Source organism: Undibacterium sp. Ren11W (assembly GCF_049340485.1).
GTDB lineage: Bacteria > Pseudomonadota > Gammaproteobacteria > Burkholderiales > Burkholderiaceae_D > Undibacterium.
In genome coordinates, this window is record NZ_JBMPPB010000007.1 from 39,294 (window position 1) to 63,475 (window position 24,182).

18 protein-coding genes and 1 other RNA gene are annotated in these 24,182 nt (G+C 50.7%); 17 read left to right on the forward strand and 2 right to left on the reverse strand.

Annotation, left to right across the window (positions count from 1 at the left end; translation table 11 throughout):
* Positions 1–2 precede the first annotated feature (2 nt).
* The 9 genes from pcp to clsB all read left to right on the forward strand — a co-directional run bounded on the left by pcp (position 3) and on the right by clsB (position 10,300).
* Positions 3–653, forward strand: coding sequence for a pyroglutamyl-peptidase I (gene pcp / locus ACO0K8_RS15585; protein ID WP_422947577.1), 651 nt, complete (start codon positions 3–5; stop codon positions 651–653).
* Positions 654–881: 228 nt separating this feature from the next.
* A complete protein-coding gene (locus tag ACO0K8_RS15590) occupies positions 882–2,942 on the forward strand; it encodes a sensor histidine kinase (protein WP_422947578.1) in 2,061 nt (686 codons plus the stop codon).
* 136 nt (positions 2,943–3,078) lie between these two features.
* Complete coding sequence (locus ACO0K8_RS15595) at positions 3,079–4,509, forward strand: sodium:solute symporter family protein (RefSeq protein ID WP_422947579.1); 1,431 nt, start codon at positions 3,079–3,081, stop codon at positions 4,507–4,509.
* A 118-nt stretch (positions 4,510–4,627) separates the two neighbouring features.
* Positions 4,628–4,981: an FmdB family zinc ribbon protein gene (locus ACO0K8_RS15600; RefSeq protein WP_422947580.1), complete on the forward strand. Its 354-nt coding sequence runs from the start codon at positions 4,628–4,630 to the stop codon at positions 4,979–4,981.
* Positions 4,982–5,019: 38 nt separating this feature from the next.
* Positions 5,020–5,631 carry a DUF502 domain-containing protein gene (locus tag ACO0K8_RS15605; RefSeq protein ID WP_422947581.1) on the forward strand — a complete coding sequence of 204 codons (612 nt, stop codon included), beginning with the start codon at positions 5,020–5,022 and terminating at the stop codon, positions 5,629–5,631.
* A 169-nt stretch (positions 5,632–5,800) separates the two neighbouring features.
* The gene (gene aspS / locus ACO0K8_RS15610) at positions 5,801–7,606 is read left to right on the forward strand and encodes an aspartate--tRNA ligase (RefSeq protein ID WP_422947582.1); all 1,806 of its coding nucleotides are present in this window, start codon (positions 5,801–5,803) and stop codon (positions 7,604–7,606) included.
* Positions 7,607–7,842: 236 nt separating this feature from the next.
* Positions 7,843–8,283: a dihydroneopterin triphosphate diphosphatase gene (nudB, locus tag ACO0K8_RS15615; protein WP_422947583.1), complete on the forward strand. Its 441-nt coding sequence runs from the start codon at positions 7,843–7,845 to the stop codon at positions 8,281–8,283.
* Positions 8,284–8,296: 13 nt separating this feature from the next.
* Positions 8,297–9,136: an endonuclease/exonuclease/phosphatase family protein gene (locus ACO0K8_RS15620; RefSeq protein WP_422947584.1), complete on the forward strand. Its 840-nt coding sequence runs from the start codon at positions 8,297–8,299 to the stop codon at positions 9,134–9,136.
* Positions 9,137–10,300, forward strand: a complete 1,164-nt coding sequence (clsB, locus tag ACO0K8_RS15625; protein ID WP_422947585.1) for a cardiolipin synthase ClsB — start codon at positions 9,137–9,139, stop codon at positions 10,298–10,300.
* A 63-nt stretch (positions 10,301–10,363) separates the two neighbouring features.
* Here the strand turns inward: clsB and ACO0K8_RS15630 are convergent, their stop codons facing one another.
* Complete coding sequence (locus tag ACO0K8_RS15630; protein WP_422947586.1) at positions 10,364–12,469, reverse strand: ATP-binding protein; 2,106 nt, start codon at positions 12,467–12,469, stop codon at positions 10,364–10,366.
* Positions 12,470–12,784: 315 nt separating this feature from the next.
* Here ACO0K8_RS15630 and ACO0K8_RS15635 point away from each other — a divergent pair, with 315 nt between their 5' ends.
* From ACO0K8_RS15635 to ACO0K8_RS15665, 7 genes are all read left to right on the forward strand, one after another.
* Complete coding sequence (locus ACO0K8_RS15635; RefSeq protein WP_422947587.1) at positions 12,785–13,162, forward strand: RNA-binding S4 domain-containing protein; 378 nt, start codon at positions 12,785–12,787, stop codon at positions 13,160–13,162.
* Positions 13,163–13,352: 190 nt separating this feature from the next.
* A complete protein-coding gene (locus tag ACO0K8_RS15640) occupies positions 13,353–13,949 on the forward strand; it encodes a TetR/AcrR family transcriptional regulator (protein WP_422947761.1) in 597 nt (198 codons plus the stop codon).
* Positions 13,950–14,057: 108 nt separating this feature from the next.
* Positions 14,058–15,848, forward strand: a complete 1,791-nt coding sequence (locus ACO0K8_RS15645) for an acyl-CoA dehydrogenase C-terminal domain-containing protein (RefSeq protein ID WP_422947588.1) — start codon at positions 14,058–14,060, stop codon at positions 15,846–15,848.
* Between the two features lie 213 nt (positions 15,849–16,061).
* On the forward strand, positions 16,062–18,464 hold the full coding sequence (locus ACO0K8_RS15650) for a 3-hydroxyacyl-CoA dehydrogenase/enoyl-CoA hydratase family protein (protein ID WP_422947589.1): 2,403 nt from the start codon (positions 16,062–16,064) through the stop codon (positions 18,462–18,464).
* Between the two features lie 36 nt (positions 18,465–18,500).
* The gene (locus tag ACO0K8_RS15655; RefSeq protein ID WP_422947590.1) at positions 18,501–19,697 is read left to right on the forward strand and encodes an acetyl-CoA C-acyltransferase; all 1,197 of its coding nucleotides are present in this window, start codon (positions 18,501–18,503) and stop codon (positions 19,695–19,697) included.
* A 75-nt stretch (positions 19,698–19,772) separates the two neighbouring features.
* Positions 19,773–20,651 carry an alpha/beta fold hydrolase gene (locus tag ACO0K8_RS15660; protein WP_422947591.1) on the forward strand — a complete coding sequence of 293 codons (879 nt, stop codon included), beginning with the start codon at positions 19,773–19,775 and terminating at the stop codon, positions 20,649–20,651.
* A 16-nt stretch (positions 20,652–20,667) separates the two neighbouring features.
* Complete coding sequence (locus ACO0K8_RS15665; protein WP_422947592.1) at positions 20,668–21,444, forward strand: enoyl-CoA hydratase; 777 nt, start codon at positions 20,668–20,670, stop codon at positions 21,442–21,444.
* Between the two features lie 341 nt (positions 21,445–21,785).
* On the opposite strand, the gene ACO0K8_RS15670 is transcribed toward ACO0K8_RS15665, so the two are convergent.
* Complete coding sequence (locus ACO0K8_RS15670; RefSeq protein ID WP_422947593.1) at positions 21,786–23,480, reverse strand: thiamine pyrophosphate-binding protein; 1,695 nt, start codon at positions 23,478–23,480, stop codon at positions 21,786–21,788.
* Between the two features lie 143 nt (positions 23,481–23,623).
* On the opposite strand from ACO0K8_RS15670, the gene rnpB reads away from it, so the two are divergent.
* Positions 23,624–23,974: RNase P RNA component class A (gene rnpB / locus ACO0K8_RS15675), an RNA gene on the forward strand.
* Positions 23,975–24,182 lie beyond the last annotated feature (208 nt).

Sequence of the window (24,182 nt, forward strand, 5' to 3'; positions counted from 1 at the left end):
GCATGAAGACTATTTTACTCACCGGTTTTGAGCCCTTCGGCGGCGAGCATAACAATCCCTCCTGGGAAGCGGTGCGGCGTCTGGACGGCAAACATTTACACGATGGTAGCCGCATTGTGGCGGCGCTGTTGCCGTGCGCCTTCGGTGCTGCGCTCGATACCCTGGCCGTCAAAATCCGGCTAGTCGCGCCTGATGTGGTGGTCTGTGTCGGGCAGGCCGGCGGCCGCGCCGATCTGACGATAGAGCGGGTTGCAATCAATGTCGATGACGCACCGATGGCCGATAATGCGGGCCAGCAACCGATCGACGCCCCTATTGTGGCCAATGGCCCGGTCGGCTATTTCGCTACTCTGCCGATCAAAGCCATCGTTCAGGCCTTGCATGCCAAAGGGATACCGGCGTCGGTCTCGCAAACGGCCGGCACCTATGTCTGCAACCATGTGTTTTACGGCCTGATGCATATGGCAAGTAGCCGCCATGCGATACAACATGCCGGATTCGTCCACATCCCTTATCTGCCTGAGCAAGCGGCGGCACATCGTGGCGCGCCCAGTATGTCGCTCGCTATGATGATGGACGCTCTGATGATTTTGCTGGAAACCACCATCAGTGTGAAGCACGATAGCCACGTCAGCGGCGGCAGCACCCATTAGTAGATACCCCTCTCTAGTATATTTTTATCGCGCTCTATCTATATGCGCAAAACGCTAGTTTTATTCGAAAATGGGGGGAGTATGCTTATATCTTGGCCTATTCTCGGGTGATTTATAGAGCTGCACGCTGGTCAGTGCCGGTATTTTAAAAGTCGATCAGCCAAGGCTAACGATCTGCGCTATTCTTTACCTTATTGTGGTATTTCAGCTTTTCACCAGGAGGCAAACATGCCGGCAGCACCGCTAGAGGATGGCAATGCCGAAGACGGTGCCAACTTCGCACTACTCGAGCGTTGTCGCGAATTATGTCTGGACGAAAATTTCCAGGCCCTGGCGCTGCAGATGCAGACTTTGCGGCAAAAAACTTTGAGCCCATTGCACGCATTTCTGGCTGATTTGCTGCAACTGTATCCGGGCGTGCTGCCCGAAGAACTGCCGAATACCCTGCTATTGCAACGCGCTACCGCCCAGCTAGAAAACACCGTTGCGCTAGAATTTCCGCTGGCGCAGGCGTGGATCTGGGAGCTCATGCAATCTTTGCAAATTTCCATCAATCTGTATCACCCAGCGTTGCACAGCACCGCCATGGCCGCTGATTTGTATGCGCGTTGCGGTCGCGATAAGGACGTTGCCAGCATGCGCGCCAGCCGCTGCCGCGTCATGATGCTGTGTGAGATGTATCCGGCAGTGGTGCAACTGAGCGATGCTATTTTGGCGCATAGAGAGCACCTAAGCGCTACCCGGCTCTGTGGCGTGCTGAGTAATGCCGCCTCGTCGCGCTATTTTCTGGCGTTGGAAGCCGGGGTGTCTTTGGGCGCGCAACCATGGGAGGCGGCGCTGGTATTGCATCAAGAGTGTCTACAAGTAGCGCAGGCTGCGGGCCTGACCAAAATGCTGTTTTATAGCAATGCCAATATCGCCATCCTGAGTGCCTTACTGGGGCGACCTGACAACGTGCACCGTCATATGCAGGCATTGGAGCAAATTCCTTTTGCGAATAGCCATACGTCCTGGCCGTATTGGGCGCGTTTGTGTGAGGCGTTGTTGTTGTGCCAAAGTGCAGAAAGAGAGCGGGGCTGGGTCGCCTTGTTGCGCTTGGCTCAGGATTTGGCTGAAATGAACACGGAGGTGCACGCCGATCATTTACCAGTACAAGAAGCGGTATTGCGCATGATCGTCCTGATCGGGCGGCAGGCTGGCCGATTTGAAGCTGCTTTGCTGGCCAGCGAACTCCATATCAGCCTGCAACAAAGGCAAAGACGCATGCTCTCCAAACAATTGGGTGAAAGTGTCGATGGCGTACTGGCCTTGCCACAGTTGCAAAGCAAAAATAAGCAACTCACTGCCCACGGTGAGTTACTGGAACATTCGCTGCAGCAGCGCAATAGCGAGTTGCGCAACGCTCTTGATAGTTTGCAAGCTGAGGCCAAGGTGAGACTGGCAGCAGAAGTCGCTCTACAACAAGCGCATGACGAGTTGGAGCATAAGGTCAGAGTCCGTACCGCTGAGCTGGAGCAGGCCATGAGTTTAGTCATGCGTCAGGAAAAACAGCTGGCGCTGGGGCGCATGGTGGTCGGCATCGCGCATGAGATGAATACTCCGCTAGGCAATGCCCGTATGGCCGCCAGTACCATTTATGATCAATGTCAGCAACTGATTGCCGATTTGCTGGCGGCCAATCTGCGCCGCAGTGAATTGCTGACATCCCTGGAAGGCTTGGCGCAATGTGGCAATATCGTCGATCGCTCGCTGGTGCGCGCTTCTGATCTGGTGCAACGCTTTAAGGCGCTGGCGATAGGTCAGCACACCGAGACCAGTGTGGAGTTTGATGTGGTGGCGCTGATACATCAGTTGGTCGAGAGTTGGCAAACCCGACTCGCGCTGGAGCGTGTGCAATTGGTGCTGCAGATACCTGAGCATTTGTGCGTGATTGCTTACCCGAATGCCTTGTTTCAGGTATTGGATCAACTGTTTGAAAATAGTCTGGCGCATGGTTTTCTCAATGCCGAACAGGGCCAGATTAGTCTAGACATACTAGCGCAGGAAGAACAATTGACGATACAGCTGCGCGACAATGGCTGCGGCATCAGTGACGCCAATTTACCGCATGTATTCGAACCGTTTTTCACTACCCAAATGGGGCAGAGCGGTGCCGGATTGGGCCTGAGTATTGTCAGTAGTCTAGTCTGCGATCTGATGGGTGGACGTGTGCAGATAGAGAGTAAGCCAGCATCGGGTACTTTGATACGCCTGAATTTCCCGGTTCAGCATCTGGCACGTTTGAGTTAATTTCCTTGCACGATAACGGCGTGGTGTATTTTTTGCCGTTGATGCTAGTCTATATCCTGACGATACTTCGCTATAATGCCCGCAATAAATTGTCAGGCGAATTTTTCGCTTTTCCTAGAATATTGTTGGCTTTTGCATGAATACCTTACTTTGGTTTGTCGTTTTATATTGGGCAATTTCGGTCGGTATCGGCCTGTACGCCGCCCGCTATGTCAAAAATTCTAAAGACTTTGCGCTGGCCGGGCGCTCTTTACCTATGTCCGTGGTGACTGCCACTGTGTTTGCTACCTGGTTTGGCTCGGAAGCGGTGCTGGGAATTTCGTCCACCTTCGTCAAGGAAGGTTTGCGTGGCGTAGTGGCTGATCCCTTCGGCTCATCGCTGTGCCTGGTCTTGGTCGGCATCTTTTTTGCGCGCCCGCTGTACCGTATGAACCTGCTAACCATAGGCGATTATTATAAAAATAAGTTCGGACGCACGGTCGAAGTGCTGGTCAGCCTGTGTATCGTGGTCTCTTACTTAGGCTGGGTGGCTGCGCAGATCAAGGCGCTAGGCCTGGTGTTTAATGTGGTATCCGGTGGTTATCTGTCTATGGAGATAGGCATGATGATAGGAGCTGCCAGCGTCTTGATCTATACCCTGATGGGCGGTATGTGGTCGGTGGCGATTACCGACTTTTTACAGATGATTATCATCGTGCTCGGTATGTTTTATATAGGTTGGGAAGTGTCCGGTATGGTGGGAGGCGCTGCGGCTGTGATTACGCATGCCTCAGACGCCGGCAAACTGGCGTTCTGGCCGGCACCGACCGCGCGCGAGTCGCTCTGGTTCTTCGCCGCCTGGATCACCATGATGCTAGGCTCAATTCCGCAGCAAGATGTGTTTCAGAGGGTGGCCGCGTCTAAAAACGAAAATATCGCACGCAACGCCTCGATCTTGGGAGGGCTAATGTATTTTTGCTTTGCCTTCATTCCCATGTTTCTGGCGTATTCGGCCACTTTGATTGATCCTGCCATGGTGGCAAATTTGATCGATAAGGATCCGCAAATGATCTTGCCTACCCTAATCATGACCAAGGTGCCTATGCTGGCGCAGGTGATGTTTTTCGGCGCCTTGCTGTCGGCGATCAAGAGCTGTGCCAGCGCGACCCTACTGGCGCCTTCGATTACTTTTTCCGAAAATATACTCAGACCTATGTTGCCTGCGCATAGTGACCGCCAATTTTTGATGCTGATGCGGGTGGTGGTATTGGGCTTTACTGCCATTGTGACGGTATTTGCCATGCATACCGAGGCCAGTATTTATAAGATGGTAGAGAATGCCTACAAGGTGACTTTGGTGGCCGCTTTCGTGCCGCTGGCATTCGGTTTGTACTGGAAACGTGCCAGCACCCAGGGTGCCTTGCTGTCGATATTCTTAGGCTTGTCTTCCTGGATCTTATTAGAATATCAAGCTCCCGAAGGACTATGGCCGCCGCAATTGGTCGGCGTATTAATGAGCATGACGGGCATGTTGTTAGGTTCCTGGCTGCCGCAGAGAGGGGAAAAACAGTTAATGGCCAGTAATTGAGGCGTAATTGAGGTGTAATTGAGCTAGACAGCCAGTGGGCAGTACCAGGGTAGCTGTGAAAAGCACTAAAAAAGCTTTATAATTCAGGGTTTTACAAGATTTTTTTCGGATTGATAAAATGCCTATTTATGCTTACCGCTGCGAAGAATGTGGATTTGCCAAGGACGTATTGCAAAAAATGTCCGACGAGCCTTTGAGCGTTTGTCTGTCCTGTGGCAAGCCTAGTTTTAAAAAGCAAGTGACCGCTGCCGGTTTCCAATTGAAGGGATCGGGTTGGTATGTCACTGATTTTAGAGACGCAAAAGGTGGAGCTCCGGCTGCAACTGGTGGTGCGGTGGCAGCGACTGGTGAGACCTCGTCCGCCAGCGACGCACCGGCAAGTTCAGGCACGACTGACGCAGCGCCAACTGCCAGCACAGCGCCGGCAGCCAGTGCTCCTGCAAGTAGCGGCGGCGAGAATAAAGCGGCTTGACGTGCATGCCAACTCCAAACCAGGGCGAATAAAAAATCATGCGTAAATATTTTATTACCGGACTACTGATTTTAGTGCCATTGGCGATCACGCTTTGGGTACTGCATTCTGTCATCAGCACTATGGATCAATCCTTGTTGCTGCTACCTGCACAATGGCAGCCTGAGCAATTGTTTGGTTTTAAAGTGTTGGGTATTGGTACTATCTTGACGCTGTTGATTGTGTTTGTGACCGGCTTACTGGCACAAAATTTTATCGGCAATTATGTGGTCGAGGCCTGGGAGGCTTTGCTTAAACGCATCCCTATCGTCAACTCCATCTACTCTAGCGTTAAGCAGGTGTCAGATACCTTGTTTTCATCGAGCGGCAATGCCTTTAGCAAGGCCTTGCTGGTGCAGTATCCGCGTGAAGGCAGTTGGACTATCGCCTTCCTGACCGGGGTGCCTGGCGGCGCAGTGGCTAGCCATTTAATGGGCGAGTACATCAGCATCTACGTACCGACCACGCCGAATCCTACCTCTGGTTTTTTTCTGATGGTGCCCAAGGCGGACACGATAGAACTCGATATGTCGGTCGATGCAGCGCTGAAGTATGTGGTGTCTATGGGTGTGGTGGCGCCGGATGCCTTACCGCAAGTGAAAAATAAGTAATAAAAAATTAGTAAGACTGAATAAGTAAGACAGAATAAGTATAGGACTTACGCAAAATTGTTCCAGCAAGGCGAGTGCAACAACGCTGGGGCGGTTTTTCTTAAGTCTTAAAGTAAATAAGCAGCACGTAACATCTAATTCCATATTTAAATAAAGACAGGTAGAAACTATGTCCATGCGTACCAATTACTGTGGCCTCACCAATGAGGAATTACTCGGTCAAACCGTTAGCCTGTGCGGCTGGGTACATCGTCGCCGCGACCATGGCGGTGTAATTTTTATCGACTTGCGCGACCGTGAAGGTCTGGTGCAGGTCGTCTGCAATCCAGATGCAGTGGAAGTGTTCAAGGCGGCCGAATCGGTACGTAATGAATTCTGTCTGCGCGTGACCGGTGTAGTACGCCCGCGCCCAGATGGCACAGTCAATAACAATCTGAAATCGGGCAAGATAGAAGTAGTCTGCGATATGCTGGAAGTGCTGAATGCTTCGGTCACGCCGCCGTTCCAGTTGGATGACGATAACCTGTCCGAAACCACACGCCTGACGCATCGCGTACTCGATTTGCGCCGTCCGCAAATGCAAAATAATTTGCGTCTGCGTTACAAGGTAACAATGGAAGTGCGTAAGTTCTTGGACGCTAACGGTTTCATCGATATCGAAACCCCTATGCTGACCAAATCGACGCCAGAAGGCGCGCGCGATTATCTGGTGCCTTCGCGTGTCAACGCTGGTGAATTTTTCGCTTTGCCGCAATCGCCGCAATTGTTCAAGCAACTGCTGATGGTGGCTAACTTCGACCGTTACTACCAGATCGTTAAATGCTTCCGCGATGAAGATCTGCGTGCTGACCGTCAGCCAGAATTTACCCAGATCGATTGCGAAACTTCTTTCATGTCCGAGCAAGAAATCCGCGACATGTTTGAAAACATGATGCGCCTGATTTTCAAGAATACGCTAGACATCGATTTGCCAAATCCTTTCCCTGTCATGGATTACTTCGAAGCCATGGGTCTGTATGGTTCGGATAAGCCAGACATGCGCGTCAAGCTGCAATTTACCGACTTGACCGCAGTCATGAAAGACGTCGATTTCAAGGTCTTCAGCGGTGCTGCGAATATGCCAAATGGCCGCGTGGTTGGCTTACGTGTACCAGGTGGCGCCAACATGCCACGTTCCGAGATCGATGCTTACACCCAGTTCGTGGCGATCTACGGCGCTAAGGGTCTGGCTTACATCAAGGTCAATGAAGTGGCCAAAGGTCGCGATGGTTTGCAATCGCCTATCGTCAAGAATCTGCACGATGCAGCACTGGCACAAGTGCTGGCATTGACCGGCGCGCAAGACGGCGATCTGATTTTCTTCGGTGCTGATAAGGCCAAGATTGTCAATGACGCTATCGGTGCTCTGCGTGTCAAAGTCGGACACAGCGAATTCGGCAAAAACAACGGCTTGTTCGAGAATGTCTGGAAGCCATTGTGGGTAATCGACTTCCCTATGTTCGAATACGATGAAGCGAACGACCGTTGGTCTGCTACGCACCATCCTTTCACTGCGCCAAAAGACGGCCATGAAGATTTGATGGAAAGCGATCCGGGCAATTGCATCTCGAAAGCCTACGACATGGTCTTGAATGGTTGGGAGCTCGGTGGCGGGTCAGTCCGTATTCACCGTGCCGATGTACAGAGCAAGGTATTCCGCGCCCTGAAGATCGATGCCGAAGAAGCGCAATTGAAGTTTGGTTTCTTGCTGGACGCATTGCAATACGGCGCGCCTCCACATGGTGGTCTGGCCTTCGGTCTGGATCGCATCGTTACTATGATGACTGGTGCCGAGTCTATCCGTGACGTGATCGCTTTCCCAAAAACCCAGCGTGCCCAGTGTCTGTTGACACAAGCGCCGTCAGCAGTGGACGAGAAGCAATTGCGTGAATTGCACATCCGTTTGCGTGCTGTAGAGCCTGTGATCAAGGGCTAATCGCGCTTGATGATGAATAAAAAAAGACACAGTGATCTGTGTCTTTTTTTTATCTTGATTTCCGCTTATTTTGAATCCACACTATTCATGCGCGCTGTAGGGCGAAAATGCCTGAAGAGGCCCATCGATAGTGTGTTGTCGAAAATTGTTTGTGTAATTAGTTGGGCGCTAATGCCTACTCCACGGCAAAGTGGATATGGTCGTATTTGAATTAACCTGAGCAAACGCAACAAAGTATGAATTTTAAAATCCCTGAATCTGTCCTGGTCGTCATTTATACTTCAGAATTGGAAGTGCTGTTAATCGAGCGTGCCGATAAACCGGGTTTCTGGCAATCGGTAACCGGTTCCAAAGAGAGTCCGGATGAAGCCTGGGCCTTAACGGCACAGCGTGAGGTGCAAGAAGAAACCGGCATTGGCAGCGAATTGTTTGCATTGCGTGACTGGCAGATTTCTAATGTGTATGAAATTTATCCGGTCTGGCGTCATCGCTATGCACCCGGTGTGACACAAAATACCGAGCATGTTTTCGGACTCTGTGTGCCGCGTGATATCGCGATTACTCTGGCGCCGCGCGAACATTTGCGCTACCAGTGGTTGCCACATAGAGCCGCAGCCGACCTGTGTTTTTCGGCCTCGAATGCGGAAGCCATTTTGCAGTTACCGAAGTTAAAGTAAACGGAGAGCAAGGATGAAACTGCGCATTGCCACCTATAATATTCACAAAGGGGTCAGCGCTTTTGGGCGCAAGGCGCGAATTCACGGTCTCAAAGAAGCTATTAGTTTACTCGATGCCGATCTGGTGTTTTTGCAAGAAGTGCAGGGCCAGCATGATTATCACGCTGAAAACCATACGCGCTGGCCAGAGATGGGGCAAGATGCCTTTATCGCTGGTGATACTCATGAAGTCGCGTATGGCATGAACGCCGTCTATGAGCACGGTCATCATGGCAATGCCTTACTGAGTCGTTTTTCCATCAGCTCTTCTTTTAATCATGATGTCTCCGACCATGCCTATGAGCAGCGTGGGATCTTGCATGTGGTGATACGGGTGGCCAACATTGATGTCCATTGTTTTGTGATACATCTGGGTCTATTTGCCACTAGCCGAAGGCGTCAGGTGCAGGCTTTGATCAAAGAGATACAAAGCAATTTGCCGGCCGATGCGCCTCTCATTATTGCGGGTGATTTTAATGACTGGAGCAAGGGTCTTAGCCAGATCTTGTATCAAGAGTTGGGGGTCAGGGAGGCTTTTGACGGCGAACGCAGCCAGAGCGCTTCTTTGCTCAGTCTGAGCGGTATGCGCGGCTTAATTCCTCAGGCTCGCTTTAAACACGCGCATACCTTCCCGGTAGAAATGCCCTGTTTATGTCTGGATAGGGTGTATCTGCGCGGTTTTCAGGTAGAGCAAGCCAAGGTCTTGCGAGGCTCACCCTGGACCACCTTGTCGGATCATTTACCTATCCTTGTTACACTCGATTTTTCCTCAGCAATTGCGGCTGCCAGGCGAGTCGATGTCGCAGCTGTTTAAATGCGAAAACTGATTTTAATTCCAGGCAATAAGCTGCGTTTGTTGCATTGCGGAAGTGATTATTTCTCCAGCCTGTTAGAAGAAATTGCGCAGGCACACAGCGAAATTTATCTCGAAACCTATATTTTTTCTGATGACGCGATCTCGTTGCAGGTGCGCGATGCCTTGATCGCTGCCGCCACCCGCGGTGTGCAAGTGCGTGTCATTATTGATTGGATAGGAAGTGGTGATCGTCGTTCGCAGTTGCTGATGCATGAGTTTGCGATGGGCGGGGTGGAATGTCGTTGTTTTAACCCCTGGTTTAAGCGCGGGTTGGCGCGCACGCATAGAAAAATCGTGGTGATCGACCAGAGTGTCGCCTTGCTCGGCGGCCTCAATATCATTGATGACTATGTGGCAGATGACGGATCGGGCTTGATACTGGCGTTTCCGCGCTGGGATTTTGCGGTTACAGTTCAAGGTGCTTTGTTGGCGCATATCCATCTTGAGGTCGAGGCGCAATGGTTGCGGCTGGGTAAGCTTGCCTTGACGACGCGAGTTAAACTGATACGTGAGTTGCGCAAACAATTGATAGTGAAGTCGCATCAGCCTATGTTGGCAGCACTGGTGGTCAGAGATAATCTGCGTAATCGCAGCACCATACAGCGCGCCTATTTACATGCATTGGGGATGGCAAGAAAGCGTGCCATTTTAGCCAATCCCTATTTTGCGCCAGGACGTAAGCTGCGCAATGCCTTGATATCAGCCGCTGCGCGCGGGGTCGATGTCACTCTCATCATCGGTGTGGGTCAGTTTGCATTGCAGGATGCGATCACCCATTCTTTCTATCCCAAGTTATTGCAGCATGGGGTAAAAATCGTCGAGTACAGAAAAACCCAATTGCATGCCAAAGTGGCGGTAATCGATGATGAGTGGGCTACGGTAGGTTCAAGTAATTTCGATGGTCTGAGTTTATTCGTGAATCAGGAAGCAAATGTTGTCATTCGCGATCAGGGGTTTGCCCGTGATTTAAGCGAGCATCTGGAGCAAGGTATCAAGGATGGGATTACGGTGGCGGCAGAGGATTACGCGAATCATCCCTGGTATCGACGTTTCTGGTACGGCACCGCCTACCTGATGTATCGCGGTTTGATGCGTATCGCCACTCTGGGTGGCTATACTTAGGAATAGTTCGGCACCAAGCTTACTGAGCTAATTATGTGAACAAAAGTGGCGAGTCGCCTGGGTCTATGCGGCGATCGGGAAGCTGATGAAAAAACAGGTTCCCTCTCCGGCCTTAGATTCGTAGCTTATCTTGCCGTGCATCAGAGTGACTAAATCCCGTGTAATCGATAACCCCAACCCGGTACCACTTACTTTGCGGGTGTCGGACGAATCTGCTTGTGCAAATCGTTGAAACATTTTGTCCTGAAAGTCTAACGGTATACCTTGTCCTTGATCGCGTATGCTAATGCATATCAGTTCGCCAATTTGGTGTGCGCTTACTGTGACGCAGCTGTCGGCTGGAGAGAACTTGCAAGCATTCGATAAAAGATTTGCCATGATTTGCTGGAAGCGACCTTCATCGACGCAGACTGCAAGCTCAGGAATGTCACCATCGATCACGATGTTGACCCCGAACTGTGTGGCGTAGGCTTGATTTGATTGGCAGGCATCTTCGATTAGGCCGCCCAGTTTAACTGCACTCAGTTTAAACTCCATTTGCCCCGCTTCCATTTTTTGGATATCGAGCAAATCATTGATCAGCCGTGTTAATACCTCGGTGTTTTTATAGGCCATCTCCAGCATGTCGGCACCGATTTTTGGTAAGGCTCCAACTACGCCACCACGCAATAAGCCAAGCGCGCCGCGCATGGCAGTAAGTGGAGTGCGTAGCTCATGGCTAACTGTCGAGATAAATTCGGTCTTGGCTCTCTCCATTTTCTTACGCTCGCTAATGTCCCTGAGAATAATCACTTGGTGTTGCTGCCCTGAAAGCTGAAAGTTGGCGGTAGAAAGTTCACACGGAAAGTTCACTCCACTTCCACGTTTGGCTACATGCTCATGGTTGATTTTGGCATCGGGCGAGAGATCCAGATTTAAGTCTAGGATCAGAGTATTGACGGCATGAGCGTTGATCGCCTGCGCGGGCAAAGCAAAGATTTGTTCTGCCGCCCGGTTGCAAGAGATGATCAGTCCTGCTGCATCGGTAATGAGGATCGCATCTGGTGCATTATTAAGAATGGCCGCCATATGCTCGGACGAGTCTGTTAGTGCTTGCTGATTGCGCGAAAGATTTTCTAATAAGATCGATTTTTCATTGTTTGACTGCTCCGCATCCTGTTTTAGACCTATTGTGGTCAGCAGATTCTGTTCATTTTTGCGCAAGGCGCGAACCAGCAGAGTGAAGGCCAGTAGCAGGGCAATGATGCTGCTGGCCGCAACGATTAATATTACTCGGGTAGTAGCGCGCCAGGCACCGAGATAGACATCTTCGTCTATGGTAAAGTTGACGATCAGCGGATATTTTTTAACCATGCGTACCGCACCCATGCGCGTATGCCCAGGCTCACTATTGCTGGAAAGACGAGGCGCATCGGTGATCAGCACGCCCTCGCTACGTTGTTGATCATGAATCACTTTATACGTGGTGCCAGTCAGATTTTTTTTGCCCAATATATCGTCGAACATAGGCCAGCGTGCCAGAATCGTAAAATCATCGCGTAACAAGATAAATGCCGCCTTGCCGCCCATACTTATGCGTTCATAAAAGTCGGAGTAGTAATCGGTAGAAATACCCAATAAAACCATCCCTATGAAATTTCCTTGCGGGTCGTTGAGGCGACGGCTAATGTAAAAAGTCCATTTGCCATTGCCTTTATTGCGCACCGGATCGCTGACTAATACGCCTAATTTTGCATCGCCGTGATGCGCCTTAAAATAATCGCGTTCTGCCAAATTGATTTTTGGCGCAGGCCATTTGCGAGTGAAGTTGATGACGTCGCCATTTTGAGCAACTACGGTCGCGACATCGATTTGTGGTGAGTTGGCGGCCTTGGCTGCCATGATCTGGAAAAAATCTTCACTCCCTATCAGTGCTCGTAGCGCTTTGTCATCGGCCGGTGTTTTTGCTTTGATGCGGTCAGCGATATCGTCCAGGGCGAGATAGGCCGTGGTCATTTGCTGTGCGGTGTTTTCAGCCAGTATCAAGGCGATGTTGCTGGCCTGCTGACTCCAGTCACGGATGGCCTTGTCACGTAATACCTTGATCGATATGCCGGTGCCTAGCGCAATAATCAGGCTAAGAAATATGCCTAACATGATCGCCGCATTGCTGATGTTGATGCGTTTCATCCCATGATCCCAGGTCGAGGTAGTCGTCGCGTGGACTGACAAATTGGCGGCTAAGAGCTAACAATGCGATGCCTATTCTAGCCGAGAATCACGAATTTTTATGGCATATGGAAAGGGCGGATTATTGATTACTTAAGAAATCTCAAAGATTGAGAGGTGAATTACTTAAATAATATGACATGTCGTTTTATAAACCACGATTTTCTTCATATTCTCTTCTTATGCTGTAGAAAACGCTGTGTAAGCGTGAATAAAGTGAAATCCATCGTAGAAAATAGTATGATCGTTTTTAAATTAATGGAGCGTGCTTTTTTTATGAGTGAGACTGTTCGAATTGATAAATGGTGCTGGGCCGCCAGGTTTTTTAAGACCCGTAGTCTGGCCACGCATGCCATCGATCTGGGTCGAGTTTTGCAAAATCAAGAACGCGTTAAGCCTTCGCATACAGTCAAACTCGGTGACCTGATCGAGATACAACATGCCGATCAAGTTTGGCAAATCAAGGTGCTCAAGCTACTCGAGGTACGCGGCTCGGCCAGTGTGGCGCACACCATGTATCTGGAAACCGAGCCGAGCATAGAGAAACGCGCCTTAGTCGCGCAACAAAAGAAGCTCTATCAGGAGCCAGGCGCCGTTTTGGCGCGCCGACCTACCAAGCGTGAACGCCGTCAGCTAGATTTTGCCAAGAGCTGAAGCCGTTTTAAGAGGAACATAGCCTATGCATAAGTAGATACTCTCCTCTAAAGCATCTTTCTAGTTTGACTTTTAGTGCGCTGTGATTAATAGTACGAGCGTTCGATTAATTTTACTTTTTGCATTAACTAAATGCATTCACGAATCATCTTAATAAGTACAATGTAATATGAATATGACATCGAAATTCATGCGCAAGGGGGAACTCACCCGCGCAGCCATCCTGGACGTTGCCCTCGATGCTGCCAGTCGCGATGGTATCGAAGGTCTGACGATTGGCTTACTAGCCGATAAGATGAATATGAGTAAATCTGGCGTGTTCGCGCATTTTGGATCGCGTGAGGATTTGCAAATAGAGGTGTTGAAGCTTTACCACCATCACTTTGAGCAGGAAGTGTTTTACCCGAGTATGAAGGAAGAGCGCGGCCTGCCGCGTTTGCAGGCGATGTTTGCCTTATGGGTTAAGCGTGTCACGGTAGAGATTGCTTCTGGTTGTATCTATATCAGCGGCGCGGCGGAATACGATGACCGTCAGGGCCCGATACGGGAAGAGTTAGTCGGAATGGTGCATGCATGGCAAGGCGCCTTACAGCGTGCGGCAACCCAGGCAATCGCCTTAGGTCATTTGAATGCCGACGTTGATCCGGATCAAATCGTGTATGAAATGTATGGATTGATACTGGCTTTGCATCATGATGCGCGTTTTCTGCGCAAGCCCGGCAGTGTTAACCGGGCGGAAATTGGTTTTGAAAGAATGATTGATTGTTATGCACCCGCCAAAAGCTGAAAAGTAGAATTTCCGGCTTTGGCATTAATGTGTGCAACATGAAATTTTGAATTTGTGAATTGTAATTGTTTAAATTAGCTGTTTTAACTTTGTCTTCAGGAGAAAATTATGGGTCAATACGTCGCTCCCTTGCGTGATATGCAATTCGTTTTGCATGAGCTGTTAGCCGTTGAAGGCGAACTAAAACATTTGCCAAAATACGAAGAAATTGATGCCGATATCATCAATCAGGTATTGGAAGAAGGCGGTAAATTTACTTCCGAGGTTCTGTTTCCTTTGAACCATTCAGGTGACCGCGAAGGCTGTCACCACGATAAAGTCACAAAAGAAGTGACGACACCAAAAGGTTTTAAACAAGCCTATCAGCAATACGTTGCAGCCGGCTGGCCTGCACTGTCTTGTGATCCTGAATTCGGCGGCCAGGGTTTGCCTTTGGTATTGAATAATTCATTTTACGAAATGATGAATTCCGCCAATCAGGCCTGGACTATGTACCCTGGCTTGTCACACGGTGCTTACGAATGTATCCATGAACACGGTACTGCCGAGCAAAAAGCCCTGTATCTGCCAAAATTGATCTCCGGCGACTGGACTGGCACAATGTGCCTGACCGAGCCACATTGTGGTACCGATCTGGGTATGTTGCGCTCTAAGGCTGATCCTCAGGCTGACGGTTCGTATAAAATTTCCGGTGCGAAGATTTTCATCTCTGCCGGTGAACACGATATGGCTGACAATATCGTCCATCTGGTGCTGGCACGTTTGCCAGGCGCGCCAGAAGGTTCTAAAGGTATTTCGCTGTTCATCGTACCTAAATTTTTGCCAAATGAAGATGGTTCTAATGGCGCACGCAATCCGATTTTCTGCGGTGCGATCGAAGAAAAAATGGGTATCCACGGTAACTCTACTTGCCAGATGAATCTGGATGATGCGACCGGCTGGTTGATCGGTGGCCCGAACAAGGGTCTCAATGCGATGTTCGTGTTCATGAACGCGGCTCGTCTGGGTGTTGGTATGCAAGGTTTGGGCTTGACCGAAATCGCTTACCAAAATGCTTTGGTTTACGCGAAAGACCGTATCCAGATGCGTAGTCTGTCTGGCGTGAAAGCACCAGAGAAACAAGCAGATCCAATTATCGTGCACGCCGACGTACGTCGCATGTTGTTCACGGCAAAAGCTTACGCAGAAGGCGCGCGCGCATTCTGTTCTTACGTTGCCTTGCAACTTGATAAAGAACTCAATCATCCTGACGAAGCAGTGCGTAAAGATTGCGCTGACGAAGTCGCCTTGTTGACACCGATCATCAAAGCCTTCATTACTGACAATGCCTGGGTTGCGACTTCTGAATGTATGCAAGTGTACGGCGGTCACGGTTTCATCTCCGAATGGGGCATGGAGCAATACGTGCGCGACGCTCGTATTAACATGATTTACGAAGGTACTAACACTATCCAGTCTCTCGATTTGTTGGGTCGTAAAATCCTGGGTGACAACGGCGCGAAATTGCGTAAGTTTGGCGCTAAAGTGCAAGCCTTCGTCGAAGCCAATGGCACCAACGAAGAGCTGTCCGAGTTCATCACACCTTTGGGTGAGTTGGGCGACAAAGTCACTAAACTGACGATGGAAATCGGCATGAAAGCGTTCCAGAATGCAGATGAAGTCGGCGCTGCTGCGGTACCTTACCTGCGCGTAGTTGGTCATTTGGTGTATAGCTATTTCTTCGCACAAATGGCGAAGATCGCTCTGGAGAAAAAAGATTCCGGCGATACTTTCTATACCGCCAAACTGGCAACTACCCGTTTCTACTTCGCTCGCTTGTACCCTGAGACAGCGATGTTGATACGTCAGGCGCGTTCCGGTTCTGCCAACTTGTTGTCCTTAGATGCGGATTTGTTTTAAAGCCTAAACACCTAGTCCACGAAAGGCAGTAAACAGATAAACGGAAAATTCCAAAAGCGACTACGCAGTATGGATGCGGCTTACAGGGCGAAAATGCTCCAAGAGGCGCGCCGTTATTGCGTATTGCCTTTAAATTTTCTTGAATATCGTGTCTTGAGTGGATAAAAAAGATTTTGCTTTTCGCCGTTGTTCGAATTTCACATGAGGTTAAAAATGACCAATTTCATCGTTAAAAAAGTCGCCGTTCTTGGCGCAGGCGTGATGGGTGCGCAAATTGCCGCACATTGCATCAATGCTAAAGTGCCAGTTATCTTGTTTGACCTGCCTGCTAAAGAAGGTCCTAAGAACGGTATCGTGTTGCGCGCTATCGAGAACCTGAAGAAACTCAATCCTGCGCCTTTGGGTAACAAAGATGATGCAGCTTTGATCGAAGTAGCTAACTACGAAGACAATCTGGACCTGTTGGCAGGTTGCGATCTGATCATCGAGGCGATTGCCGAGCGCATGGACTGGAAGCACGATCTGTACAAGAAAGTTGCTCCGCACATTGCCCCTAATGCGATCTTCGCATCCAACACTTCTGGCTTGTCGATCACGGCATTGTCTGAAGGTTTTGATTCTGAATTGAAAGCGCGTTATTGCGGCGTGCATTTCTTCAACCCACCACGTTACATGCATTTGGTTGAGTTGATCCCTACCGTGGCAACTCGTCCTGAGATCATCGACCAGCTCGAAGGCTTCCTGACTACCACACTAGGCAAGGGTGTAGTGCGCGCTAAAGATACGCCTAACTTCATCGCTAACCGTGTCGGCGTGTTCGGTATGTTGGCAACCATCTATCAAGCACAACAGTTTGGTTTGTCTGTCGATGTCGTCGATGATCTGACCGGTAAAAAACTCGGTCGCGCTTCGTCCGGTACTTTCCGTACTGCTGACGTGGTGGGTCTGGACACCATGGGTCATGTGATCAAGACCATGCAAGACAATCTGACAGATGATCCTTTCTTCGCTGTCTACCAGACACCTGAAGTGCTGGCTAAATTGGTCGCTGCCGGTGCCCTGGGTCAAAAAGCCGGTGCTGGTTTCTACAAAAAAGTCGGTAAAGATATTCAACGCCTCGATTTCGCGACAGCACAATACGTGACTGGCGGCGCTAAGGCGGATGAAGTTGTGGCCCGCATGTTGAAAGAAAAAGATCCGGTCAAGAAGATGAAGACCTTGCGTGAATCGACCAATGTACAGGCGCAGTTCCTGTGGGCGATTTTCCGCGATGCTTTCCACTACATCGCCGTGCATAGCGCCAGCATTGCAGACAATGCACGCGACATCGATTTCGCGATGCGTTGGGGTTTTGGCTGGAACGTCGGTCCTTTCGAAACATGGCAAGCTGCAGGTTGGCAAGAAGTCGCTGGCTGGGTCAAAGCAGATATCGATGCTGGCAAAGCACTGTGCAATGCACCGTTGCCAGCTTGGGTATTTGATGGCCGTACTGGTGTTCACACTCCAGAAGGTTCATGGTCTGCCGCTAGCAGCACATACGTGCCACGTTCGACTCTGGCTGTGTACGACCGCCAAGCTTTCCGCGCCACCGTATTCGGTACTGGTGTGGCGACTGGTGCGACTGCCGGCACGACTTTCTTTGAAGATGAATCAGTGCGTATCTGGCACGAAGGCACAGTTGCACAGCCTGATGATGTGTTGATCTTGTCGCTGAAAACCAAGATGCACGTTCTTGGCCCTGGCGTGATCGACGGCATGGAAAAAGCAGTTGCTGAAGCCGAGAAAAACTTCAAAGGCTTGGTGATCTGGAGTTCTGATGCTGCTGAAGGCGGCGCCTTCTCCGCTGGTGCTGATTTGCAAGCGATGTTGCCATTGTTTATGTCCGGCGGCGTCAAAGCCATAGAGCCAGCCATCGTACGCTTGCAGCAAGCGCATCAAGGCCTGAAATACGCTAACGTACCAGTGGTGGCAGCCGTATCTGGTCTGGCACTGGGCGGCGGTTGCGAACTGATGATGCACGCAGCCAAACGCGTCGCTTCTATCGAATCGTATATCGGCTTGGTTGAAGTCGGTGTTGGTCTGATCCCTGCTGGTGGTGGTCTGAAAGAGGCAGCAGTACGTGCCGCTAAAGACGCTAAAGGCACTGACTTGTTGCAGTTCCTGAAGAACTACTTCACCAATGCCGCGACGGCTGCTGTCTCCAAATCCGCTCTGGAAGCACAGAAGATGGGTTACCTGTCGGCTGACGACGTGATCGTTTTCAATGCCTACGAGTTGTTGCATGTGGCTAAGGTAGAAGCGCGCGCCATGTTTGATGCCGGCTATCGTGCACCGATGAAATCGCCAGTGCCAGTGGCAGGTCGCTACGGTATGGCAACTATCACGGCACAGTTGGTGAATATGCGTGATGGTGGTTTCATCTCTGCACATGACTACAAATTGGGCGCGATGATTGCTGAGATCGTTTCCGGTGGTGAAATCGAAAACGGCGCTATCGTCAATGAACAATGGTTGCTGGATCTGGAACGCAAAGCATTCATGGAATTGCTGAATCACCCTAAGACGCAAGAGCGGATCATGGGCATGATGCAGACCGGCAAACCAGTCCGTAACTAGTCAATAAGTAGTCAATGAGTAATCGGAGCATATAAAATGACAAAACAACTTCAAGACGCCTACATCGTAGCCGCAACCCGCACACCTATCGGTAAATCTGGTCGCGGTATGTTCAAGAACACACGTCCGGATGATTTGCTGGTACGTGTATTGCAATCGGCGCTGGCACAAGTGCCGAATCTCGATCCGAAACTGATCGAAGATGCGATCGTTGGTTGCTCTTTCCCAGAAGCCGAACAAGGTAGTAACCTGGCTCGTATGGCAGTGTTATTGGCAGGTTTGCCAAAATCGGTAGGCGGTATCACAGTCAATCGTTTTTGCGCTTCCGGTATCAGTGCCATTGCGATGGCGGCTGACCGCATTCGTGTTGGCGAGGCCGATGTGATGATCGCTGCCGGTGCTGAATCGATGTCCATGGTGCCTATGATGGGTCACCACCCATCGATGAACATGGGTATCTTCAAAGATGAAAACATCGGTATGGCCTATGGTATGGGTCTGACTGCCGAGAAGGTTGCTCAGCAATGGAAAGTCTCGCGCGAAGCGCAAGATGCTTTCGCTTTGCAATCGCATCAACGTGCCATCGCCGCACAAAATGCTGGTTACTTCGATGCTGAAACAACTTCGGTTGAAATCATCGAACGTATCCCGAATTTGGCGACTGGCCAAATCGAGTTGAAAACACGCACTGTCAGCCGTGACGAAGGCGCACGTCCAGAAACTTCGCTCGAAGGTTTGGCTAAACTGCGTCCGGTATTTGCTGCTAAAGGTAGCGTTACTGCCGGTAACAGCTCGCAGACTTCGGATGGCGCTGGTGCCTTGATCCTGGTCAGCGAAAAAATTCTGAAACTGTTTAACCTGACTCCATTGGCACGTTTCGCCGCTTTTGCGGTACGTGGCGTACCACCGGAAATCATGGGTATCGGTCCTAAAGAAGCGATCCCTGCGGCTTGCCGTGCGGCTGGCATCACACAAGATCAGATCGACTGGTTTGAACTGAACGAAGCCTTTGCTGCGCAATCTATCGCTGTAGTACAAGACCTAGGCCTGGATCCAGCCAAAGTCAATCCTATGGGCGGCGCGATTGCTCTGGGTCATCCGCTGGGTGCGACTGGTGCGATCCGTGCGGCTACTACCATCCATGCTTTGCATCGCAATAACCTGAAATACGGTATGGTGACGATGTGTGTTGGTACTGGTATGGGCGCTGCTGGTATTTTTGAACGCATGTAATTTTGGCTGCTTAGCCAAACGATAGGCCAAAAAGCCGCACATGATTTTTTGTGCGGCTTTTTTTACGGAGGTAGGATGGAGACGATACAGATAGTCACTGCGGACCAAACCATACTGGCGGCCAAAAAATTCACGCCGGCTGGGGAAGTAACAGCGGTAGTGGTGATGCCGGCAGCAATGGGCGTAGCGCAGAGTTTTTATCTGCCTTTTGCTGAATTTCTGGCAGAGAACGGCATTGCGGTTTTGAGTTTTGATTACCGCGGTATGGGCGAATCCATCCCTGTAGAATTTCGTGATTCTTTACGCGGCTTTAGGGCGAATCTTAACGACTGGGCCGAGCAGGATTACAATGCCGCGCTGCACGCCGCTAAAGCTTGGCAACCCGCTGTGCCGCTGTTGGTGGTCGGGCATTCTCTGGGCGGGCAGTTGCCAGGTTTGGTGCCCGATCATGGCTTAATCGATGGCATGCTGACGGTCGGTTCCGGGAGCGGTTACTGGCGCGACAACGCGCCGGCTTTAAAACGCATAGTCTGGCTCATGTGGTACTTTGTGGTGCCCTTGTTTACGCGTCTTTGCGGTTATTTCCCGGGCAAAAAACTCCGTATGGTTGGTAATTTACCCAAGGGAGTGATTTACCAATGGTCGCGCTGGTGTCGCAGCCCCTATTATTTCGCCGATAAATTTGGTCTGCGCCTGCAAACGGCGCATCACAAAATGCAGATACCGATACTGTCAATGAGCTTTACCGATGATGAATTGATGAGCCGTCGTAGCATCGATAGCCTGCATGATTATTACAGCGGCGCGCAAGTCGAGCGTCGTTACATCCATCCGCAAGAAGTCGATGCCAAACGCATAGGGCATTTCGGTTTTTTCCGTCCCCAGTTCCGTCATACCTTGTGGCAGCAAGCCTTACAATGGCTGCTTGCCACACCTTCCAAACCCCCTATTTAAAATACCAGAGACCACTATGGATATCCTGACCCACAAAGAAAACGGCATTTTAACCATCAGTTTTAATCGCCCTGAAAAGAAAAATGCCATCACCTCGGCCATGTATCAGGCTATGGCAGATGCCTTGATCGCAGCCGAGACCGATGTTGCGGTGCGCGCGATCTTGATCACCGGTAAGCCAGAGATTTTTACCGCCGGTAATGATCTGGAAGATTTCATGAAGAATGCCGCTAGTCTGGCTTCCAGCACCACGGTGCCGCCGGTGTATCAGTTCATGCAAGCGCTGAATAATTCCGGCAAGCCTGTGATCGCTGCCGTGAGTGGTGCCGCAGTCGGTATCGGTACCACCTTGCTGATGCATTGCGATTTGATCTATCTGGCCGATAACGCCAAATTGTCTATGCCATTCACTCAATTGGGTCTGTGTCCGGAATTTGCCTCAAGCATGATCTTCCAAAATATCGTCGGCTACCAACGCGCCGCTGAAAAGCTGATGTTAGGCGAAGCGTTTAACGCCCAAGAAGCGTACCAGATGGGCTTCGTGAACAAGGTCTTGCCATTGGAAGAGTTGCTACCGTATGCGCTGCAGCAAGCGGCCAAACTGGCAGCGCTGCCAGCCGCTTCAGTGCGCGTCACCAAAGCCTTAATGAAGGGCGGCCAACCAGCAGCCATCGCGAGCAAAATGAAGGAAGAAAACCAACACTTCGCCAGCATGCTGAATGCCCCGGAAGCCAAGGAGGCCTTCATGGCTTTCTTTCAGAAACGTAAGCCAGACTTTGCTCAGTTCAATTAAATTCAAATAAATTTAATTTGGCACCACGCCAGTGCGCAATATCCATGCGGGTTTCCAGCCTATCTGGCCTGTAACCCGCATGGGATATGCGCGCTGGCAGGGGCACTTATAAAAACCTCTTGCTCGGGTGCATCGCGTCCTTACAAATCCTCGCAATCCCGAGGTATTGCTGCGGTTTGTGCCTGGCGCTGCATCCCGATTAAGGGTTTTTTAGAAGTTATCAGGGGACGGTTAGGCGCCCCAGCAATCAGGCGGAAGTAGACTTTTTTGCTTGCGCAATTGCAGGATAGACCGGCCCGAAACTGGCTGCGGCCATCCTGCATCCGGACTAAATCTCGGCCTTATTTTCCTGCATCCTGTGCCATTTTGCGCAGGGTTTGTAAGCTCGCTCCCGGTGTGATCAGATTGCCGTCATAACGCAATTCTATCAAGGCCGGCAGCTGATACTGGCGTGTATGTGCCAACGCCCTTGCCAGTGCAGGGGCGAACTCTTCCGTGCTGTTGACCACTTCGCCGCTGGCACCATAGGCGCGCGCCAGTGCCGCGAAATCCGGATTGTGTAATTCCGTCCCAGAGACACGCGCCGGGAATTCTTTTTCCTGATGCATACGTATGGTGCCGAACATGCCATTGTTAAAGACGATGATGACGAGGCCGGCTTTGTATTGCACGGCGGTGGCCAGTTCCTGACCATTCATCATGTATTCGCCATCGCCTGCGAAGGTGATGACGGTGCGCTCAGGATGGACGATTTTTGCCGCCACTCCTGATGGTACGCTATATCCCATAGCGCCCGAAGTGGGGGCTAACTGCGTACGGAAACCGCCGTAGCGATAGTAGCGGTGCGCCCAGGTGGCGTAATTGCCTGCACCATTGGTGATGATGGTGTCGTCCGGGGTATTCGCCTGGATAGTCTGCACCACTTGCCACAGATTGAGGGGCGCGTTTTCTTGTGCAAAAATCGCTGGCTCTTGTTGCCATGCCTGCAGATCGGCCTTGGCCTGTGCCACCGTATGCTGCCAGGCGCTGGCGTCTAGCGGGGCCATAGTCGACAATGCTTCAGCGATTTCTTTCATGCCGCTATTGATCATCATGTCGGCCTGATACACACGTCCCAACTCTAAGGCATCGCTATGGATGTGGATCAGTTTTTGTTTGGCAATCGGTGCTTCCAGTACGGTATAGCCGCCGGTAGTCATTTCGCCCAGACGCGGTCCGATCGCGATCACCAGATCGGCGTCTTTGATGCGTTGCGCTAATTTTGGGTTTATCCCTATCCCGACGTCGCCTATGTAATTGGGGTGGGCATTGTCTACCAAATCCTGGAAGCGGAAAGCGCAGGCCAAAGGCAGATGGTTGATTTTTGCAAAGTCACTGATACGCTGACAGGCCAGCGTATCCCAACTGGTACCACCAAGTAGCACGAGTGGTCTTTGTGCTGCGGCTAAATGTTCACGTAATTGGCTTAATTGTGTCGCCGATGGCGAGGCTTGCACCGGCGTGTAATGGCGGGTGTCCGCTACTTGCGCCATGGCGGCCAGGCAATCTTCCGGCAAGGCCAATACGACCGGGCCGGGGCGGCCGCTGGTGGCGACCTGAAAGGCGCGCGCAATGTATTCAGGGATGCGTTCGGCTCGGTCTATCTGCGCCACCCATTTCGCCATTGGGCCAAACATACGGCGATAATCGATCTCTTGAAATGCTTCGCGTTCGACGAAATCGTTGCCGACCTGGCCTATAAATAAAATCATCGGGGTCGAATCTTGATATGCGGTATGTACACCGATAGAGGCATTGGTGGCGCCAGGTCCGCGTGTCACGAAGCAAATACCGGGTTGACCGGTGAGCTTGCCGTAGGCGTCCGCCATGAATGCCGCGCCACCTTCCTGACGATTGATGATGAAGCGTATCTTACTGTCGTGCAGGGCATCAAGCACAGGCAAATAACTCTCGCCCGGTACTCCAAAAATAAGTTCGACGCCGTGTACTTGCAGTGCGTCCACGACCAATTGACCACCAGAACGAGATATAGACATGACAAGAAGATGAATTTAAGGAAAGCGATACGCTACCAGAAAGTCAAGACTTCGTGCGAATTCTTCGGCTCTAGTGGTAATCACACTGGCAACAGCGCGGGATTACTCAGCAGGCTAGTCGTCATGCTGTTACAATAGCGCCCGAAGCAGGCCAGACAATCGCTGGTCGCCATGTTTTGCATGGCGGCGGGAGGAAGGTCCGGACTCCATAGAGCAGGGTGACGGCTAACGGCCGTACGTTGAAAGCGCAAACGCAAGTGAGCGTATAAGACGAGGAATAGGGCCACAGAGACGAGCGTATTTAGTTACGGTGAAACGCGGTAACCTCCACCCGGAGCAATTTCAAATAGGCACGCGTTGAGGCGGCTCGCGGAGCGTGCGGGTAGAAAGCTTGAGCCTGGGAGTAATCCCAGGCCTAGAGGAATGATTGTCATAGCATGAAGCAGCAATGCAAAGTGCCGTAACAGAATCCGGCCTACCGGCCTGCTTCACTTTTTATGCAAATGGCTAGCGCATAAAATCACCACAATAAAATGCTTTGAAGCATTTTTACTCAATTTTTTCGTATCTCATTGGCATTATTCTTTTTTTGCTTGCGAAATTTTGCTTTCTCCAATGTTACACTGAGTCTCATATTTTCCCGTCCGGATTAATAATTCTCAAACATGTGTACATTCAAATTCTTTGGTTTTTATTCACAAC

Coding starts and splice junctions, on each gene's coding strand:
- ACO0K8_RS15590 (WP_422947578.1), top strand. CDS start 882: ATGCCGGCAGCACCGCTAGAGGATGGCAATGCCGAAGACGGTGCCAAC.
- ACO0K8_RS15645 (WP_422947588.1), top strand. CDS start 14,058: ATGGGTCAATACGTCGCTCCCTTGCGTGATATGCAATTCGTTTTGCAT.
- ACO0K8_RS15655 (WP_422947590.1), top strand. CDS start 18,501: ATGACAAAACAACTTCAAGACGCCTACATCGTAGCCGCAACCCGCACA.
- ACO0K8_RS15665 (WP_422947592.1), top strand. CDS start 20,668: ATGGATATCCTGACCCACAAAGAAAACGGCATTTTAACCATCAGTTTT.
- ACO0K8_RS15595 (WP_422947579.1), top strand. CDS start 3,079: ATGAATACCTTACTTTGGTTTGTCGTTTTATATTGGGCAATTTCGGTC.
- nudB (WP_422947583.1), top strand. CDS start 7,843: ATGAATTTTAAAATCCCTGAATCTGTCCTGGTCGTCATTTATACTTCA.
- aspS (WP_422947582.1), top strand. CDS start 5,801: ATGTCCATGCGTACCAATTACTGTGGCCTCACCAATGAGGAATTACTC.
- ACO0K8_RS15640 (WP_422947761.1), top strand. CDS start 13,353: ATGCGCAAGGGGGAACTCACCCGCGCAGCCATCCTGGACGTTGCCCTC.
- ACO0K8_RS15670 (WP_422947593.1), bottom strand. CDS start 23,480: ATGTCTATATCTCGTTCTGGTGGTCAATTGGTCGTGGACGCACTGCAA.
- ACO0K8_RS15620 (WP_422947584.1), top strand. CDS start 8,297: ATGAAACTGCGCATTGCCACCTATAATATTCACAAAGGGGTCAGCGCT.
- pcp (WP_422947577.1), top strand. CDS start 3: ATGAAGACTATTTTACTCACCGGTTTTGAGCCCTTCGGCGGCGAGCAT.
- ACO0K8_RS15600 (WP_422947580.1), top strand. CDS start 4,628: ATGCCTATTTATGCTTACCGCTGCGAAGAATGTGGATTTGCCAAGGAC.
- ACO0K8_RS15650 (WP_422947589.1), top strand. CDS start 16,062: ATGACCAATTTCATCGTTAAAAAAGTCGCCGTTCTTGGCGCAGGCGTG.
- ACO0K8_RS15605 (WP_422947581.1), top strand. CDS start 5,020: ATGCGTAAATATTTTATTACCGGACTACTGATTTTAGTGCCATTGGCG.
- clsB (WP_422947585.1), top strand. CDS start 9,137: ATGCGAAAACTGATTTTAATTCCAGGCAATAAGCTGCGTTTGTTGCAT.
- ACO0K8_RS15660 (WP_422947591.1), top strand. CDS start 19,773: ATGGAGACGATACAGATAGTCACTGCGGACCAAACCATACTGGCGGCC.
- ACO0K8_RS15630 (WP_422947586.1), bottom strand. CDS start 12,469: ATGAAACGCATCAACATCAGCAATGCGGCGATCATGTTAGGCATATTT.
- ACO0K8_RS15635 (WP_422947587.1), top strand. CDS start 12,785: ATGAGTGAGACTGTTCGAATTGATAAATGGTGCTGGGCCGCCAGGTTT.